15 protein-coding genes and 5 pseudogenes are annotated in these 14289 nt (G+C 67.9%); 7 read left to right on the top strand and 13 right to left on the bottom strand.

All coding sequences use genetic code 11. The features are described 5' to 3' along the window. Positions 1 to 35 precede the first annotated feature (35 nt). The 3 genes and pseudogenes from ACWD0Y_RS11880 to ACWD0Y_RS11870 all read right to left on the bottom strand — a co-directional run bounded on the left by ACWD0Y_RS11880 (position 36) and on the right by ACWD0Y_RS11870 (position 1295). Positions 36 to 227, bottom strand: coding sequence for a hypothetical protein (locus tag ACWD0Y_RS11880; RefSeq protein ID WP_450260208.1), 192 nt, complete (start codon positions 225 to 227; stop codon positions 36 to 38). 240 nt (positions 228 to 467) lie between these two features. Further along, positions 468 to 821 (bottom strand): annotated as a pseudogene (locus ACWD0Y_RS11875) (transposase); the annotation flags it as partial. Positions 822 to 863: 42 nt separating this feature from the next. Beyond that, positions 864 to 1295 carry a hypothetical protein gene (locus ACWD0Y_RS11870; protein WP_450260207.1) on the bottom strand — a complete coding sequence of 144 codons (432 nt, stop codon included), beginning with the start codon at positions 1293 to 1295 and terminating at the stop codon, positions 864 to 866. A gap of 135 nt (positions 1296 to 1430) precedes the next feature. Here ACWD0Y_RS11870 and ACWD0Y_RS11865 point away from each other — a divergent pair. Then, positions 1431 to 2070 (top strand): annotated as a pseudogene (locus ACWD0Y_RS11865) (transposase); the annotation flags it as partial. A gap of 132 nt (positions 2071 to 2202) precedes the next feature. Here ACWD0Y_RS11865 and ACWD0Y_RS11860 read toward each other — a convergent pair. From ACWD0Y_RS11860 to ACWD0Y_RS11840, 5 genes are all read right to left on the bottom strand, one after another. Then, positions 2203 to 3018, bottom strand: a complete 816-nt coding sequence (locus ACWD0Y_RS11860; protein WP_450260206.1) for a S1 family peptidase — start codon at positions 3016 to 3018, stop codon at positions 2203 to 2205. 813 nt (positions 3019 to 3831) lie between these two features. Continuing rightward, positions 3832 to 4329 carry a hypothetical protein gene (locus ACWD0Y_RS11855; protein ID WP_450260205.1) on the bottom strand — a complete coding sequence of 166 codons (498 nt, stop codon included), beginning with the start codon at positions 4327 to 4329 and terminating at the stop codon, positions 3832 to 3834. A 587-nt stretch (positions 4330 to 4916) separates the two neighbouring features. Next, positions 4917 to 5126, bottom strand: coding sequence for a tautomerase family protein (locus tag ACWD0Y_RS11850; RefSeq protein ID WP_450260204.1), 210 nt, complete (start codon positions 5124 to 5126; stop codon positions 4917 to 4919). A 269-nt stretch (positions 5127 to 5395) separates the two neighbouring features. Next, positions 5396 to 5752, bottom strand: a complete 357-nt coding sequence (locus ACWD0Y_RS11845; protein ID WP_450260203.1) for an SDR family NAD(P)-dependent oxidoreductase — start codon at positions 5750 to 5752, stop codon at positions 5396 to 5398. A 14-nt stretch (positions 5753 to 5766) separates the two neighbouring features. Then, positions 5767 to 6522 carry an SDR family oxidoreductase gene (locus ACWD0Y_RS11840; RefSeq protein WP_450260202.1) on the bottom strand — a complete coding sequence of 252 codons (756 nt, stop codon included), beginning with the start codon at positions 6520 to 6522 and terminating at the stop codon, positions 5767 to 5769. Positions 6523 to 6609: 87 nt separating this feature from the next. Between ACWD0Y_RS11840 and ACWD0Y_RS11835 the strand changes: the two genes are divergently transcribed. The 4 genes and pseudogenes from ACWD0Y_RS11835 (at position 6610) to ACWD0Y_RS11820 (ending at position 9684) form a co-directional block, all read left to right on the top strand. Beyond that, entirely contained in the window at positions 6610 to 7470 is an 861-nt protein-coding gene (locus tag ACWD0Y_RS11835; protein ID WP_450260201.1) for a helix-turn-helix transcriptional regulator, read from the top strand. Positions 7471 to 7608: 138 nt separating this feature from the next. Further along, positions 7609 to 7815 carry a hypothetical protein gene (locus ACWD0Y_RS11830; protein WP_450260200.1) on the top strand — a complete coding sequence of 69 codons (207 nt, stop codon included), beginning with the start codon at positions 7609 to 7611 and terminating at the stop codon, positions 7813 to 7815. 6 nt (positions 7816 to 7821) lie between these two features. Continuing rightward, a pseudogene (locus ACWD0Y_RS11825) lies at positions 7822 to 8029 on the top strand (transposase); the annotation flags it as partial. A 212-nt stretch (positions 8030 to 8241) separates the two neighbouring features. After that, positions 8242 to 9684, top strand: coding sequence for a hypothetical protein (locus ACWD0Y_RS11820; protein WP_450260234.1), 1443 nt, complete (start codon positions 8242 to 8244; stop codon positions 9682 to 9684). Between the two features lie 146 nt (positions 9685 to 9830). Here the strand turns inward: ACWD0Y_RS11820 and ACWD0Y_RS11815 are convergent. From ACWD0Y_RS11815 to ACWD0Y_RS11800, 4 genes and pseudogenes are all read right to left on the bottom strand, one after another. Next, positions 9831 to 10136 (bottom strand): annotated as a pseudogene (locus tag ACWD0Y_RS11815) (hydroxyurea phosphotransferase); the annotation flags it as partial. A 350-nt stretch (positions 10137 to 10486) separates the two neighbouring features. Then, the gene (locus ACWD0Y_RS11810; protein WP_450260199.1) at positions 10487 to 11080 is read right to left on the bottom strand and encodes a hypothetical protein; all 594 of its coding nucleotides are present in this window, start codon (positions 11078 to 11080) and stop codon (positions 10487 to 10489) included. Beyond that, complete coding sequence (locus ACWD0Y_RS11805) at positions 11077 to 11415, bottom strand: hypothetical protein (RefSeq protein ID WP_450260198.1); 339 nt, start codon at positions 11413 to 11415, stop codon at positions 11077 to 11079. Before ACWD0Y_RS11805 ends, ACWD0Y_RS11810 begins: the two co-directional genes overlap by 4 nt. A gap of 55 nt (positions 11416 to 11470) precedes the next feature. Next, positions 11471 to 11671 (bottom strand): hypothetical protein, encoded by a 201-nt coding sequence (locus tag ACWD0Y_RS11800; RefSeq protein ID WP_450260197.1) that lies wholly within the window; start codon positions 11669 to 11671, stop codon positions 11471 to 11473. Positions 11672 to 11734: 63 nt separating this feature from the next. On the opposite strand from ACWD0Y_RS11800, the pseudogene ACWD0Y_RS11795 reads away from it, so the two are divergent. Beyond that, positions 11735 to 12542, top strand: a pseudogene (locus tag ACWD0Y_RS11795) (IS5 family transposase); the annotation flags it as partial. Here ACWD0Y_RS11795 and ACWD0Y_RS11790 read toward each other — a convergent pair. Next, a complete protein-coding gene (locus ACWD0Y_RS11790; protein ID WP_450260233.1) occupies positions 12517 to 12702 on the bottom strand; it encodes a DUF6896 domain-containing protein in 186 nt (61 codons plus the stop codon). The pseudogene ACWD0Y_RS11795 and the gene ACWD0Y_RS11790 overlap by 26 nt on opposite strands. Before the next feature lie 366 nt (positions 12703 to 13068). Between ACWD0Y_RS11790 and ACWD0Y_RS11785 the strand changes: the two genes are divergently transcribed. Next, positions 13069 to 13752, top strand: a complete 684-nt coding sequence (locus ACWD0Y_RS11785; RefSeq protein WP_450260196.1) for a hypothetical protein — start codon at positions 13069 to 13071, stop codon at positions 13750 to 13752. The last annotated feature ends 537 nt before the right edge of the window (positions 13753 to 14289 follow it).

Raw genomic sequence — 14289 nt, 5'->3', positions numbered from 1 at the left:
CGCTCGACGGCGTCTCCTCCAGCGTAGAGCCCGGCTCAGGCCTGTCCGTGTGGTTTCTGGGCGCGGCGGGACAGGGAGTCGATGGCCACGGTGAGCAGCAGTATCCCGCCGGTGATCATGAACTGCACGGCTGTCCGGCTACGCAGGAGGGCCATGCCGTAGGCGATCGGCTGGATGACCGGGACACCGAGCAGGGCGGACCAGACCCTGGCGCGACCGCCGAACACGCTGGTGCCGCCGACGACGGCCGCGGCGATGCGTTCAGTGAGAGGTTTCCGGCGCCCAGGGACGTACTGGCCGAGGCGACCCGGGAGGCGAGATCATCCTGCCGTACGTGTGCGGCGCAGGGCGGAGCCGGGGGTGACAGCGTGTCCAGGCACCCGATGGTGACGATGGTGTCTGCGCTCCGCGACTGTGACCTGTGGTGTTTGCCCCAAGGGGCATGTCCCACGATGTGGTGTAGGTGATCACTCGGTCCTTCCGGGCAGGAGGGCGGTGCTGTCCGGATAGAGACTGTCCGTGCTCTCGGTGGACAGGCAGCGGCGGGGGAGGGCGATCCACTCGTCGTGGAGTTCGACGAGGACGGCGGTGACGAGCCGGTCGACGGCGCCGGTGTTCGGGAAGACCTGGACGACGCCGGAACGGTGCTTGATCTCCCGCTTCAGCCGCTCGCGCGGGTGGGTCGACTGGATCTTCTTCCAGTGCTGCTGGGGGAAGTCCGCGAACGCGGTCAGGTCGTCGCGAAGCATTTCTCTGACCTTGGGGAGCTGCTCTCCGAGCATGTCCACGACGGTGTCGAGGTGGGCCCGGACCGCTTCGGCGGTGGCTGCGGGTTCAGAAACATGCACGGGGCTTGTTCTTTGTCATCCTCGATCGAGGGTGTGAGCTTTCGAGCGCGACGTGCTCTCCTGATCGGGGCCGTCCGCATCCACGCCACGCCGCGCCCCACAGAAATAGCTGGACGTCGGGCGTGCGTCCCGGTGCCACTTCCTCCGGCCGGCCTCGATCGTGAACACGACGGTCAAGCAGGCCGCAGCTGCGACCATCGAGCCGAAGAAGATCCCGTCAAAGAGCAAACTGTTTGCGCCCTCAACCGTGCCATCCTCGCGGGTGCAGGACTTCTCGAAGGGGAAACTGGCTGTGTGCAGTTCTCCACAGCGATTTTGCAGGTCCTCGTTGCGCACGCTCGCCTTGACCCAGGACAGCGCCCATACGAGGAGGAAGACCCCTGTGAAGGCACACACGGCGCCCCACAGCCGGTTCAATTGGGCATCATGCGTGCTGGTTCTTGTCACGCGGCGAAGCGTACCGACACCGCCCGAGCAAGGTCCTGCTCAATCGGCGCCGAAAACCACGCACGATTCGAGGAGAGAACCCAGAGTTCCGTGAGGTGAGCTTCCGGCCTCGAACGGTCTCTTGAACCGAGTCGTCACGACTTCCCGCACTGGGACCCGGTCTGCGGATACTTCGCGAAGCGGCAGCAGGAAGAGGTCTTCGCCCAGCTCAACGGCCTGCTCAGGCAGCTTCTGCGGCAGAGGGAAGGACGGGACGCCGCGCCCTCGGCCTGCGTGAGCGACGCACGACGCACCAAGCGTCAAGACCTCCACCCGCGTCCCCGTCCCCAGTCAGGGCGCCGGCGCCGGGAAGAAGACCGTCGGACGCAAGCGGAGCATCGTCACCGACGCGATCGGTCTCCTGCTCGCGGTGCTGGTCACCGCGAGAGTGTGCAGGACTCCGTCGCCGGCACCCAGCTCCTGGACCAGGTCGCCGCCGGGCACCCCGCCGTCCGCAAGGTCTGGGTGGACGGCGGGACGTCCGCCGACGCCTCGTCGAGCATGCCGCGGCCCCGGCACCGGCCCGGAGATCACCGCCCGCACCCCCCCCGGGACCGGGGGATTCACCCCGATCCCGAAACGGTGGGCGGTCGAGTGGACCTACGGCTGGCTGATGCTCCACCGCCGCCTGGTCCGCGACCACGAACCCCTCCCCAAACGCTCCGAAGCCATGTTCCACCTCGCCATGACCGATCTCATGGTCCGCCGCCTCACCGGCGAGAACGCCCTCTCCTGACGCGACCCGAAAACCATCACCGAACTCGCGCATCCGGTCACTTGTGAGAATCACGGTGTGCGACGAGCGTCGTCGTGGTGCCGTCAGTTCAGAACTCACGTCCCCGTCGGCCCGCTTTGCGGCTGGGGTGGATCAGGTGTTGCGCTTGATGGTCTTCCGGATCCACTCCGCGTAGGCGGGCACGTTGCTGTAGATGCCCGGCCCGTCCGAGCACGCGACCCCGGGGGCGCCGGGACCCGAAGTGGTTCCGATGAGCTCCCACCGCCCGTGCCTGCCCTTCTGGATCTGCGGTCCGCCGGAGTCCCCGAAGCACGCCATGGCCTTGGGCACGCGGCTGATCGTGCACAGCCGGGTTTGGTCCGCGTAACCGGGGGCGCACTCGGCAACGGCTCCCCTGCGTGTGGCGAGCTCCTGCATCCGCTCCGCGAACTTCAGATCGGTGTCGACGGTGGTACCGAATCCCAGGATCCGGGTCGGGGTGTCCGGCCGTCCGGCCCGCTCCGCGATACGGATGGGCTTCTCGGCGACCGGTCGGTCGAGGCGGACGAGCGCGATGTCATCCTTGTTGACAGCCTTCCCCTCGCCGTTCACATAGCCGGGATGGACGACGGTCCGCTCGATGGCGCGGACGGTGCCCCCGGACTTCCGGTGCTCGCTCCCGATCCGGACAATGCCGTCCAGCTCAAGGCCATCGCCCCGCACGCAGTGGGCCGCCGTCAGCACCCACTGCGGATCGATCAGCGTTGCGCCGCAGGTACCGTCGTACAGCCCGTGCTTCGGGGCCGACTCCGGGATCGTCGCCATGAACGCGTAGCGCTCGGTGGAATCGGTCCCGTTGACGATCGCTCCGGCGCTGCCGGTCATCAGGGTGGCGCATGCCGCGACGGCGAGAGCGCCTACGGCAGTGGTGCTGACCGCGCGGCGGCGCACCGACTTCAAGCTGAACACAGAGAGTTCCTTACTTCGGAATCCGGACGTGTTCAGCCTGCTGGTTCAAGATCCCCCGGGCCATACGGGCAGCAGGTCAGAGTACGGTCCGGATAACGGGCCGAGCACGGTAGGGGCAGCCCCACCTCTGCGTCAGGAGATTGAGCCGACCGGGCAGGACCCGACACGGCTCGATGAGTACATGCGACCGTTGGGGCTCGTCCCCGGCGAGTGGCCCCCTCTCTATGGCGTCCTGTCGCTGGTTGAGAACGCATTCGGTATCCGGTTGACGCACCCGGGAGAGGTGGACAACCCACGTATGAGCGGCTGGTTGAGCCCTTTGCCGGAGTGACTCCTCGTGTGCCTGGACCGTCCAGTTCGGTGGAGGGGCTGTCAAGCAGCAGCTGCAAGGGTGACGATCGGCGGGGGTGGGAAGGCGGTGGTCCCGTCGTAGGGGACGTACCGTGCCCGAGGACGGGGTGCCGCTGCTGTTCGTGGAGCTCGACAACTGCTACGAGTCCGCGCAGGTGCTCGCCGTCACGAGTTGCGGTTCTGGCCCAACTTCTGTGGTGTGCCTAATCCCTGTGACCCTTGGCCTTGCTGGTAGGTCTCGCGAGATCGTCTGGAAACTGCCGGTGCCGACCGCGTTCGGGCTGATGGTTCTGGACTGTGACGCGATCTCGCCGCCCTCACCGCCGGCCTCACACTGCCGTGAAGCTCCGGCGTCGTCGAAGGCCCCGTCAACCGGATCGAAATGACCAAGCGCCAGATGTACGGCCGGGCCGGCTTCGGCCTCTTGCGGAAACGAGTCCTGTCGGCATCCTGACGGGCCCGTCACGAGCTCTGCTGGAGTCGCTCCGCAGCCTGAGCAGGGGTGTCGTAGTAGCCAGGCCGTGCCAGCAGAACCGAGCTGAAGAAGTAGCCCTGCTCTTCCTCCGGCTCATCGTCGGCTGCGAACGGACGCCAGAAGCTCAGCAGCAAGTCCGGGGCGATGAATGAAGCATCGTCGTCAGGATCTTCCTCGATCGAGGTGAACTCACCGACGCGTCGGACAGCCTCGCGGGCCGGAAGCGCGAACACGTCCACACCCTGGAACAACACTCGGTCCGTCTGGGACGACGGTCTGCCCAGCTCGATGGCTTCAAGCATGTCGCGCACGCAGTGGATGCTGATCATCAGCCCACTGGGACGGAAGATGTGCTGGCCCGGCCGGTCGGACTCCGAGATCGCAGAGAGATCGCGGAGCGAGTCCAGCGCCGTATTGGCCTCGTGTCGAGTCATACCGATGTGCAACGGGCCGACGCCGGTCGGTGGGGCGAGGTCGAAGTCCATACGGGCATGATCCCAAACAGATCTGTCAACGAGTCGCGAAGGGCCATCCAGTCCCGAAAGGTTACAGAGCGTGAGAGCTCCACAGAACGTGAGAGCTCCACAGAAGTCGGGCCAGAACCAACTCGGGCTCTGTCTCAGATTCGGTGGTAACGGTGTGTCACGATCCGTTGTGCCTGACCTCGCCGCTCAGGAGGGGGCGGCGGACTGCATCCTGACTGCGGAGACCGGTCTGGCCGCCGTAAAGCCTTGCGACGGCCTGTGTGTACTACCACTAGTAATCATACTCACCGTGCGTTACTGCCGAATGTGAGAGAAAGCCGATCGTTTTGCAGTCCTGCTACGGGACGACTACCTCCGCATACTCACCGGCCTGGCTGTCATGGGCAGTTGGCGAATCCGGGTTTCGGCACTGACGGAGATCGTTGTTGCAGATGACGACAGCACACTGCTCATAGTCATCGAGTGCGGGCACGAGAGAGTCGGGAACGTGAGTGCGTCCATCACAGGTGTGATCCTCCTGTGATTCGTGGGGAGCCGCGGCTGCATGGGGCCCGGCGTCGTGACGCCGGGCCCACAGGGGGTGGAGATCAGGCGTCGCGGTTGAGCATGGCAGCGGTCAGGACGTTGCCGGCGACTCCCCAGCCGCCGTCGACGACCTCGTCGATCAGCACGACGGTGGCCGGGCGGGCCCGCTCACCGTAGATCTCCGCGTACAGGTCGGTGGTGTGCTCGATGATCTTCTTCTTGTCCTCGGCGGTGACGGTGCCCGCGGGTACCTTGAAGTTGGCGAAAGGCATAAGTGTTTCTCCTTGAACGGGTCTTCCCGGTTGAGTGGGTTTCTTCCGGAGCACGGAAGCATGTGGTCCGAGGGTGTGTGGCCATGAGACCGCTCCTCGGCCGGTGCCTGCGTGGTCGGAGGCCGGCGTGGGGCGGGCAGCTCGTCGATGCCGATGTGGCGGAAGAACTCCGCGCGGATCCGGTCGTACATGATCGATACCACTTCGCTGCCGTCGCGGCTGAGATCGATGGGGGTGTCGACGGCGCGTGATCGGCAGCACGGTGCGGTTCACCCGCTGTGTGGGCAGCACGTTGACGTCGTGGACATCGGCGAGCTGAACGGGGGAGAAGGCATCGGCCGGCCCGAGAACCATTGGCCGGCGTTGTGAACCACCACGTCGATGCGCTGCTGCTCCGTCATGATGTGGTGGATGGCGGCGTCGGTCGACTCCTGGTCCTGGACGTCCATTTCCACGGCTGCTGTCTGTACGCCGCGGTCTCCTCTCAACTGGGTGAGCGCGGCGACGGCGGGTGCGTCGCGGTCTACGGTGGCGCGCATGCCGGCGTACACGGTGTGGCCGGCCTCGGCCAGGGCGCATGCGGTGAGGTTCCCGAAGCCACTGGATGCGCCAGTGCCCGCCCTCACGGTCGGCTGCTTCATCACACCATGCCCCCGTTGGCGCGCAGGACCTGGCCGTTCACCCAGTGCCCTGCCGGACTGGTGAGGAAGGCGACCACCTGGGCGATGTCCTGCGGGGTGCCCAGCCGCTCCAGTGGCGGGGTCTTGGCAAGCTGGTCGATCTGCTCGGGCGTCTTGCCTTCGAGGAACAGGTCCGTGGCCGTGGGACCGGGAGCGACGGTGTTCACGGTGATGTCCCGCCCGCGCAGCTCGCGGGCGAGGACCAGCGTCATCGCCTCGACGGCCGCCTTGCTCGCCACGTATGCACCGTAGGCGGGAAACTGGGTGCCGACCACTGAGGTCGAGAACCCGACGAACGAGCCGCCCGCGCGCAGCCGCCGGGCGGCCTGCTCGGCGACGACGAAGGTGCCGCGGATGTTGGTGCGGTGCATGGCATCGAGGACCGCCAGGTCGAGGTCGGCGATGGGCGACAGGGCGAGACGGCCCGCGCAGTTCACGACGACGTCCACGCCGCCGAACTCCTGCTCCGCCCGGTCGAACAACTCGGCGACCTCCTTCTCGTCCGCCACGTCCGCCTGTGCGGCGATCGCGCGCCCGCCGGCGTCGGTGATTGCCGCCACTGTCTCCTCGGCGGCGGCCGCGTCCCGGACGTAGTTCACCACGACGGCCAGGCCCTCTTGGGCGAGCTGGTGGGAGATCGCTCGGCCGATGCCGCGTGATCCGCCGGTGACGACAGCGCCCCGTACGGCCGCCGGAGTGGTGTGTCTCGTAGTCATGTCCTCCACGATGCGGGGCTCTGGCCGGCGGAACCAGGGGGTGTCATCCCCTGGTTCCACGGCCCGGCCAGACACAGACTGGGAGGCATGGGTTCTGTGAAATACACCGAGCTGGGGGCCTTCCTGCGCTCACGGCGCGAGCGCATCCGTCCGGCCGACGTGGGGCTCCCCTGCGGACCCCGGCGCCGGGTGCCCGGGTTGCGCCGCGATGAGGTCGCACAGCTCGCCGGAGCTTCAGTGGACTACTACAACGAACTGGAACGCGGAGCCGGATCCCGGCCCTCCGAGCAGATGATCGCCGCGCTGGCAAGGGCACTGCGCCTGACCGCTGACGAGCGCGACTACCTCTACCATCTGGCGGACCGTCCGGTGCCCGGGCACGGATCAGCCGCCTCACACGTCCACCCCGGCATGCTCGACCTGCTCACCCGTCTGACGTCGACACCCGCACAGGTCATCACCGACCTGCACGTCACTCTCGTACAGAACCCGCTCGCAGTGGCGCTGTTCGGGGACCATTCCGGCCTCCGGGGCCCCCGGGCCAGCCTCGTCCACCGATGGTTCACCGACCCTGCCGCCCGGCACCTGTATCCCGAAGCCGATCATGAGGAGCAGTCCCGCGCCTTCGTCGCCGACCTGCGGGCAGCCGCCGCCAGACGAGACACCAAAGACACCGAAGCCAGCTCATTGATCAGCTCGCTGCTCGACACTTCCCCCGAATTCGCTGCTCTGTGGGCCGACCACGACGTGGCGTTCCGGCGCAACGACCGCAAACGCCTCAACCACCCCACCCTCGGCCTGATCGAGGTCAACTGCCTCAACCTGTTCAGCGAAGACGGCCGACAGCGACTGCTCTGGTTCACACCCGCAGTCGGCACCGACAGCGCCGACGTCCTCGACCTCCTCGCCGTCATCGGGACCCAGAGGACCACCGAACCGACGCGCTGAAGGCCTACCCCGCCCTGGTGTCGGCCACGGGCAGAACCCCGGGACCGTCCTGCCCGTCCCTGCCCCGCCACCTCGGACGGCGGGCGCCGCTGGATGTCCGCACGCTTCAGGTTCAAGCCAGGGACAACTTGTCCGCGGATGAAGTCGCCCTTCACCTGGTTTCCGGTTCGCGCCAGGACTTTCCTGTCGAACAGGGGAGGGCGGACGACGGCCCTCGCCGACTCCGATCTGCCCGGCCGTATCCGATCAGGTGCCCCGCTCAACGAGCCCGCCCCGGCCGCCTTCTACGGCGGCGACCACCGCGGCTACACCGATCATCCCGTCCTCGCCACCACGGAACACTGAACCGTGACCGGAGTGCAGGGGCGTGACCTGCCGGAACGGTTCGGGCCGTGGAAGACGTGCTGTGAACGTCACCGGCGGTGGCCGGCCGACGGGACGTGGGAGCGGCTGCTGCAGCAGGCCCAGGTCGCCGCAGATGCGGCGGGTGAGACCGGCTGGGACATCTCGGTGGACTTCCACCATCGTGCGTGCGCATCAGTATGCCGCAGGCGCCCGTACCGGTTCTCCTGACCTGCTCCGGCGAGCCGAGAGGTCGCCGGAGTCCGCGATTTCCGGCAGAGCCAACCGGATGACAAGTCCTCTTCCACGAGGCAGACTTGAACTCGTCCGGCGACGGGGGGGTCAATGGCTCGGGCACTGCGGATAGCGATACCCGTTCTTCTCGCGGGTCTTGCGCTTTGGTATGCCTCATACCTCACCACGGTCGTGGTGTGGGAGTTGCGGAAGATCCTTTCCTGGTTGTTCGTGCCATTGCTGGCCGCGGCGTTCGCAGCCCTGCCATGGATGGTGGCGAAGTGGGCCGGGCGCGGCGAGCGCGGCTCGGGTTCCGGCACCGCGGCAGCGGCATTCGGCTGTCTGGGTGCCGTGATCGGGTTGGGCGTGATGGTTTGCTGGTGGGTATACAGCGCCTACCTGCAGGACCGCGCGTACATGGAGGGTTCCAGGATCGTGACCGGGCCGGTGCCCGAAGTGGCAGCCCGAGCCCCTTATCTGGTCGGTGAGGCGCAGGCCGCTCCGCACCTGGGCGATGTCACCGGCGAGATCTTCGACATCACCTACCTGCCCGACTCCGACAAGTTCGCCACGCTGGTCGAGCGGCGTGGATGGCTGGCCGGGTACGAGGTCGGTCTCGTGCAGGACATCCCGCTCGGCGGCGACGGCCGAAGCCAGCAGCGCTGCCAGTTCGACGTAGACGCGGCCGACGCGAGAGTGGGTGGCTGGTTCACTCACAACCTCGGTCGGAAGATCTCGGCCGAAAAGCGCGGCGTGCGGTTCGACGCCGAGGACGTTTACGTGACCTGCTCGGACGAAACACCCATCGTGGTCGTGCCCCTCAAGCGCCAGACCGGAATCCTGGTGGTGACCGAAAGGCCCGCAGGGCTCGCGCTCTACAACGGGCGAACAGGGAAAATCACAATATCCGCCGACGCCAGCGCGGTACCAGGCCCGTCCTACCCGATGAGCATCGCAGCCCGGCAGCGGGAAGCGACGGCTGCGGTCGGCAGCTTCGCCGACTGGTGGTTCGAACGCAGCGGTTGGGACGCCTCCGAAGACGGGGCGAACGAGGGCAACGAGTCGGAGTTCGCCCTGCAGTACCGCGACGGGAGCGGACGCGGGGCCTACGTCACCCCCCTTACCCCGCAAGGAGAGGCCAGCTCGGTCGTAGCCGTATCAATGGTGCCGACCCGGCATCGGGGCGACGGGCTCGCCCCGATGACCATCCACCGGCTCAAGCCGACCTGGCCCTCACCGGAGGCGATCGTCGCGCTGATCAAGGCCGAGTACCGGGATGTCTGCTGTTACAACGACGACATGGTGTTCGAGGTCGTCCCCACCGGGGGAAGCACCTGGACGGCCACCATCGGCAGCAAGCAGAACATCCGCTACCGGGTGGAAGGCAGAGGCCAGGTGGCCGGCCGAGAGGCGACCTGCCTCAAAGCGGCTGACGGAGTGCTCATCCGGTGCGCTCACACCGCGCCCGGATCGCCGGAGGAGAAGGAACTCAAACGCCGGGAACAGCAGAAACAGAAGGACGAGAACCCGAAGCCTCCCCAGAGTCCCGGTGACCTTTCCGACTACAGCACCGAAGAGCTCGCCGAACTGCACCACCGTGTGTCGGAGGAAGTCGGCCGCCGCCTGAAGGACGGGTAGACACGCAGGTCAGGGACACCGCCACCGATTCGCTCCCGCCAAGGGACCTCGGCGCCGCAAACCCGGAAACCTCCACGCCGGCATGCGATACGACTGCCCTCACCCGCGGCGATCCTTGTGCAAGCGAGTGCGCCGTGGGCCGGAGGTTACCGGCTGAGCAGCGATTCCGCGATCGTGACGGAGGACGGGGCGAACCGGGTCTCGCCGTCGTCGATCTCCCGGAGTGAGTTCTGCAGCAGCCGTCCCAGAGTCCAGCCGGTCGCATGTGCGCGGTCCAGGCCGGGGACATCGGTGAGCAGGTCGAAGCGGCGCTGCACGATGCGCAGGGTGTCGCCCTTCGCGACGACGTCGTCCCACCTGCTGTCCAGGGCGGGCCACGGGTCGAATCCTGGATCGCCGGCGAGTGGCTCGGGATCGAAGCGCCCGGCACCCTGCTGCGCGGCCGCACGGACGAGATCGACGGAGTACGCATCGTCCACTACGTGACAGCCCTCCGGTCCGGCGTTGTCCCGGCGTGAAGATGCAGCCGATGCGCAGCGGCGGGGTGCCGTACTGGGTAAGGATGTCGACGGTGGCTGACAGCGCGATTGTCTCGGTGCCTTGTTTCCTCGCGCGACGGTGGCGAGCCGCGTAGATGCTGGCAAGTTGCCGGCCGGGAGTGTTGCCGTCCCAGATGATGAAGTCGCCTCCGCCGAGAAGCGCTGCCTTCGCTGGTTCGCAGGCTGTGGTCTGTTCGTGGGGCATCTCGGCCGGGGCTGCCCGGTTCATCTGCCCCTTCCTACCCTTGGTGCCGAAGCTGCACTCAGTCGTTGCAGTGGAGCCGCCGGCGGGTCCAGAGAGTGAGGTCGCTGCTGGTGGCGACAGCCATGGTGAGGCCGGAGGGTGAGAATCCGGCGGTGCGAAGTTCTGAGTACTCCGAGTGGAAGACGTGCCACCACGCCTCTCCCGCTGGGCCTTTGCGGGCCCCGCCGTCTGCGGAGAGGATGACGCGGTCGTGGGGCCATTCCGGGCTGACGACGTCCAGGGTCCAGCCGTCGGGGGTGGTGCTGTGGAGGCCGCCGCCGAAGATGCCGGCGATGCGGACCTGGGTGCCCTCGATCGGACCGAGACCGGGGCAGGTGAGGTCTGGCCGGGCGTCGGGGGTGCTGGTGTCGGGGTCGGGATCCCGGTCGCGGGCGATCTTCTCGCCGGTGACCGCGTCGAAGAGCCCGTGGCCGTCGCTGGAGACGACCATGACGAGGTCGTGCCCGCTGTCGGGGTGGACGGCGAAGCCGATGCCGAGCAGGCCGCCGAGGGGAGTTCTGCGATCAAGTATTGGCTGCCATGGTTCCGGGGCCGGCATGACGGGGGCGGCGAGGTAGCGCTCGCGCAGCTTCTGCTGGTACTCCGTGATCAACTTGTCTCCTCGGTGCGATTCGCGTCGAGGGTCTCTCGCGCAGCGGCCCACGTCGACTCATATTCGTGCCGGGTGATCTCGGCAGTGCCGCCCGCGTCTTGCCACCCGTCCAGACTGCCCTCCGCTAGGACTCCGTACTTCCGCTCGTAGGCGGCCATCGCCGCGAGATCGACGTGGTCCCGGGTCTTGACGACCTCCGCCAGACAGGTCGCAGTCACGGGCCAACGCTGAGGTCCTTGCAAGTCGACCTGCCGTAGCGCCCATCCTTCGTCGTCGAGTTCGAGGAACGACCAGGTGTCACTCTGGTCGTCGTAGGCGCGAATCCAAGGGGGCATGTCCGCATGATCTCCCGGCGGGAAGGTGCAGGCTCCGGCGGGTCGGGTCTGCGCATCAGATGCCCTCCGGCCCGGCGGCTGCCGGGCTGCTCCAGGGAGGGGGCAGCGGGCGGTTCTCGTCACGGCTCATGCGACGGGTGCCTGTGCAGCTCAGAAGCCCGAGCGGGAAATTGTCCCGTGCGCGGTCCGCCGGCTTCATCAGAGCCTCGGTGTCCTCGGCCCGCAGCAGTTCCACCGGGTTCTCCCCCGCGGGCACTTACTGATCGTTTCAGAATGAGTTGAGCTGTGGGTCTCGTGCTCGACGATCTTGGCCGGCAGGGTGTCCGGTGGACGTGCTGGTCTTGTCCCTGATGACCTGTGGGAGCGGGTGGCCTCACTGCTGCCGCCTGCTCCCGAACGGCGCCATCGCCCCCCGGGCGGCTGCGCGTACCCGACCGGGTGGCACGCGCCGGTGTGATGTACGTGCTGCGGGCCGGTGTCGCACGGCGTGATGTCCACGCGGAGACGGTGGGTCGCTCCGGTGCGACGGCCTGGCGTCGGATGCGGGACTGGGCCGAGGCCGGCGTGTGACCGCGCCTGCACGCTGCCCTGTTGAGCGAGCTTCGCCGCGCCGGCCTGCTGGACCTCCACGACTGCTCCGTGGACGGGTCGCACGCCCGGGCTCTCAAAGGGGGATCACGCCGACCCCTCACCCGCCGACCGCGCCCGCCCCGGCTCGAAGCACCACCTGATCGTCGACCACCACGGAACCCCGCTCGCCGTCACACTGACCGGCGGCAACCGGCACGACGTCACCCAGCTCCTGCCGCTGCTGGACGCCATCCCACCGATTCGGGGACTTCTGGAACGCCCCCCCCGCCGCAGGCCCGGCGCCGGTACGCCGGCCGGGGCTACGGCTTCGGCAAATACCGCCGCCTGCTGCGGAAGCGCGGCATCAACCCCCTGATCGCCCGACGCGGCGTCGCCGCGGCTCCGGACTGGGCAAGGTGCGCCGGGTGGTCGAGCGCACCTTCACCCGGCTGCACCGGTTCAAACGACTCCGCGCCCTCTACGAATGACGCGCCGATCTCCCTCAGGGCCTGCCCGAACTGGCCTGCGGCCTCATCTGCCTCCGCCGCCTGCGAAGTCCGCATCGACCTCAGTGCCGTTGTCGCTCACGAAGCGGCACCCTGCCCCATGAACCGTGTAGAAGCAGGTGCCGGTGTGATCACTCCGGCTGATCCGGCGCGAACGGGCCAGGCCGACCACGTCCGCCAGTTGCTCAAGGGAGGGGACCGCCACCCTCATGGCCTGATCAATCGCGTTCAGAGCGCGGACGTAACCGAGCACGAGGTCTCGCGCAGCCCCAACCCGTTCCATACGGCGTCATCCCCCTGAGCCCCCGACTGAAGGGATTGTTGTGACAGGACACCTGTGGCCCGGGTCGTCTCATGGCCGGCGTCCACGGCCGTATCCGAATCCTCGAACTGGCCACGGGGACAAGCAGTTGGTCTGCGGGTGGGCACCGCAGGGCCTCCGGGTGCGTGGCCGCGTGACTGAACCTGTCACCCGAACTGGCAGCTGACACCTCCGCAGGGCGGGGCTGTCCGTTGGGCGGCGGGTGAGACAGACTGGGCCGTCCTGGGCACGCGACTACCACTTGGAGCACGTCGGATGAGCAGCAACGTACTGACCATGTACGGCGGGCCGAGACGAGTCGACGGCCAGGGTCAGGCGAAGGTGGCGGGCATGGTCAGCTTCTCCGACGGGTCGGGTCCGGCGCCGTCGGCCGTGTACGTGGAGCGCGAACTGCCGCCGGGAGGCACGTCCGCGTACCTTGCGGCCCGGGGCGGCGGGGCCCGTTCCTTCGCCCTGTGGGCCGACGATCAACGCCGGGAGCGGGTGGCCACCGTGGTGACCCTGTCGGCCGGCGGTGGCGTCGCGAGGTTTCAGGTGCTCGGTGCGCACGGCGAGGTCATCGGCACGCTCATGCGCGAGAAGGCGCTCCGCGGCAGGGGCCTGCGCACCCGCTGGACCGTGCACCAGCCCGGCGGCCCCGAAGCGGTCGGCTTCAAGGGGAGGATCGTATGGTGGTGGATGTGGTGGCTCTTGCTGCCCCTGATGACGGTGGTCCTCGTGATCAGTGTCTTCGACAGCGTCCCCGGCAACGAGGGCGGCTTCGCACGCGCTCCCCGGCGCATCCGGTGGCGCGCGAACGGGCAGGTCCCGCTGGAGTTCAGGTCCAAGGGCGACAAACTGCACGTACACGCACCTGGTGTGGACTGGCGGCTCGGGGCCGCACTGATCGCCCTCCTGCGCAGCTTCAACGCCGGCGCGTGGGACTCGGTGAAGCAGTGACCCGGGGGACGACGCTCCGGCGCGGTGCGTGCTGTGGCGGCGGAAGTTGGTGCTCCGGAGCCGCGCACCGCAGAACTGGGCCTCATGTCTGATCAGCGGCCGGCCCCACACCCGGCGCCAGGGCCCTTGCCCGGTCCGCCCGGGGAGTACGGGCCGCAGTGGTCCCAGAAGGTCAGTGCCGGGTACCGGCGTTGGGCCGGCGTCATGCTCTGGCTCGCGATCGCCGTCGCGGGTTTCATGGTGGTCGCTTTCGTGGCCGGCATCGTCTTCGAGCCACGACGCCGTGTACCGAGGGCACAAAGCCGGCGAACAGCAGTCGAGCGGACCACGGTGCCAGCACACTGATCCCGGACGGTTCGCGCTCCCCCTCAACCACCCACAGGGATGCCCCGCCGGTCTGCCGCGCGGTCACGGACAAGGTTCCCTTCCGGCGGGTGGCCTGGCGCCGCAGACGACGACAACAAGCCCGCAACAGCCACTGCAAACGTACGTGGAGAGACACCACCACACACCGTCCCGCCATCACGGCAAAGACCG

This window comes from Streptomyces altiplanensis, from assembly GCF_053591575.1.
Note: the sequence above shows the minus strand (reverse complement) of the source record. Positions and strands in the feature narration are given on the sequence as shown.

Coding starts and splice junctions, on each gene's coding strand:
- ACWD0Y_RS11855 (WP_450260205.1), bottom strand. CDS start 4,329: ATGGACTTCGACCTCGCCCCACCGACCGGCGTCGGCCCGTTGCACATC.
- ACWD0Y_RS11850 (WP_450260204.1), bottom strand. CDS start 5,126: ATGCCTTTCGCCAACTTCAAGGTACCCGCGGGCACCGTCACCGCCGAG.
- ACWD0Y_RS11840 (WP_450260202.1), bottom strand. CDS start 6,522: ATGACTACGAGACACACCACTCCGGCGGCCGTACGGGGCGCTGTCGTC.
- ACWD0Y_RS11835 (WP_450260201.1), top strand. CDS start 6,610: ATGGGTTCTGTGAAATACACCGAGCTGGGGGCCTTCCTGCGCTCACGG.
- ACWD0Y_RS11830 (WP_450260200.1), top strand. CDS start 7,609: ATGAAGTCGCCCTTCACCTGGTTTCCGGTTCGCGCCAGGACTTTCCTG.
- ACWD0Y_RS11805 (WP_450260198.1), bottom strand. CDS start 11,415: ATGCCCCCTTGGATTCGCGCCTACGACGACCAGAGTGACACCTGGTCG.
- ACWD0Y_RS11790 (WP_450260233.1), bottom strand. CDS start 12,702: ATGAGGGTGGCGGTCCCCTCCCTTGAGCAACTGGCGGACGTGGTCGGC.
- ACWD0Y_RS11785 (WP_450260196.1), top strand. CDS start 13,069: ATGAGCAGCAACGTACTGACCATGTACGGCGGGCCGAGACGAGTCGAC.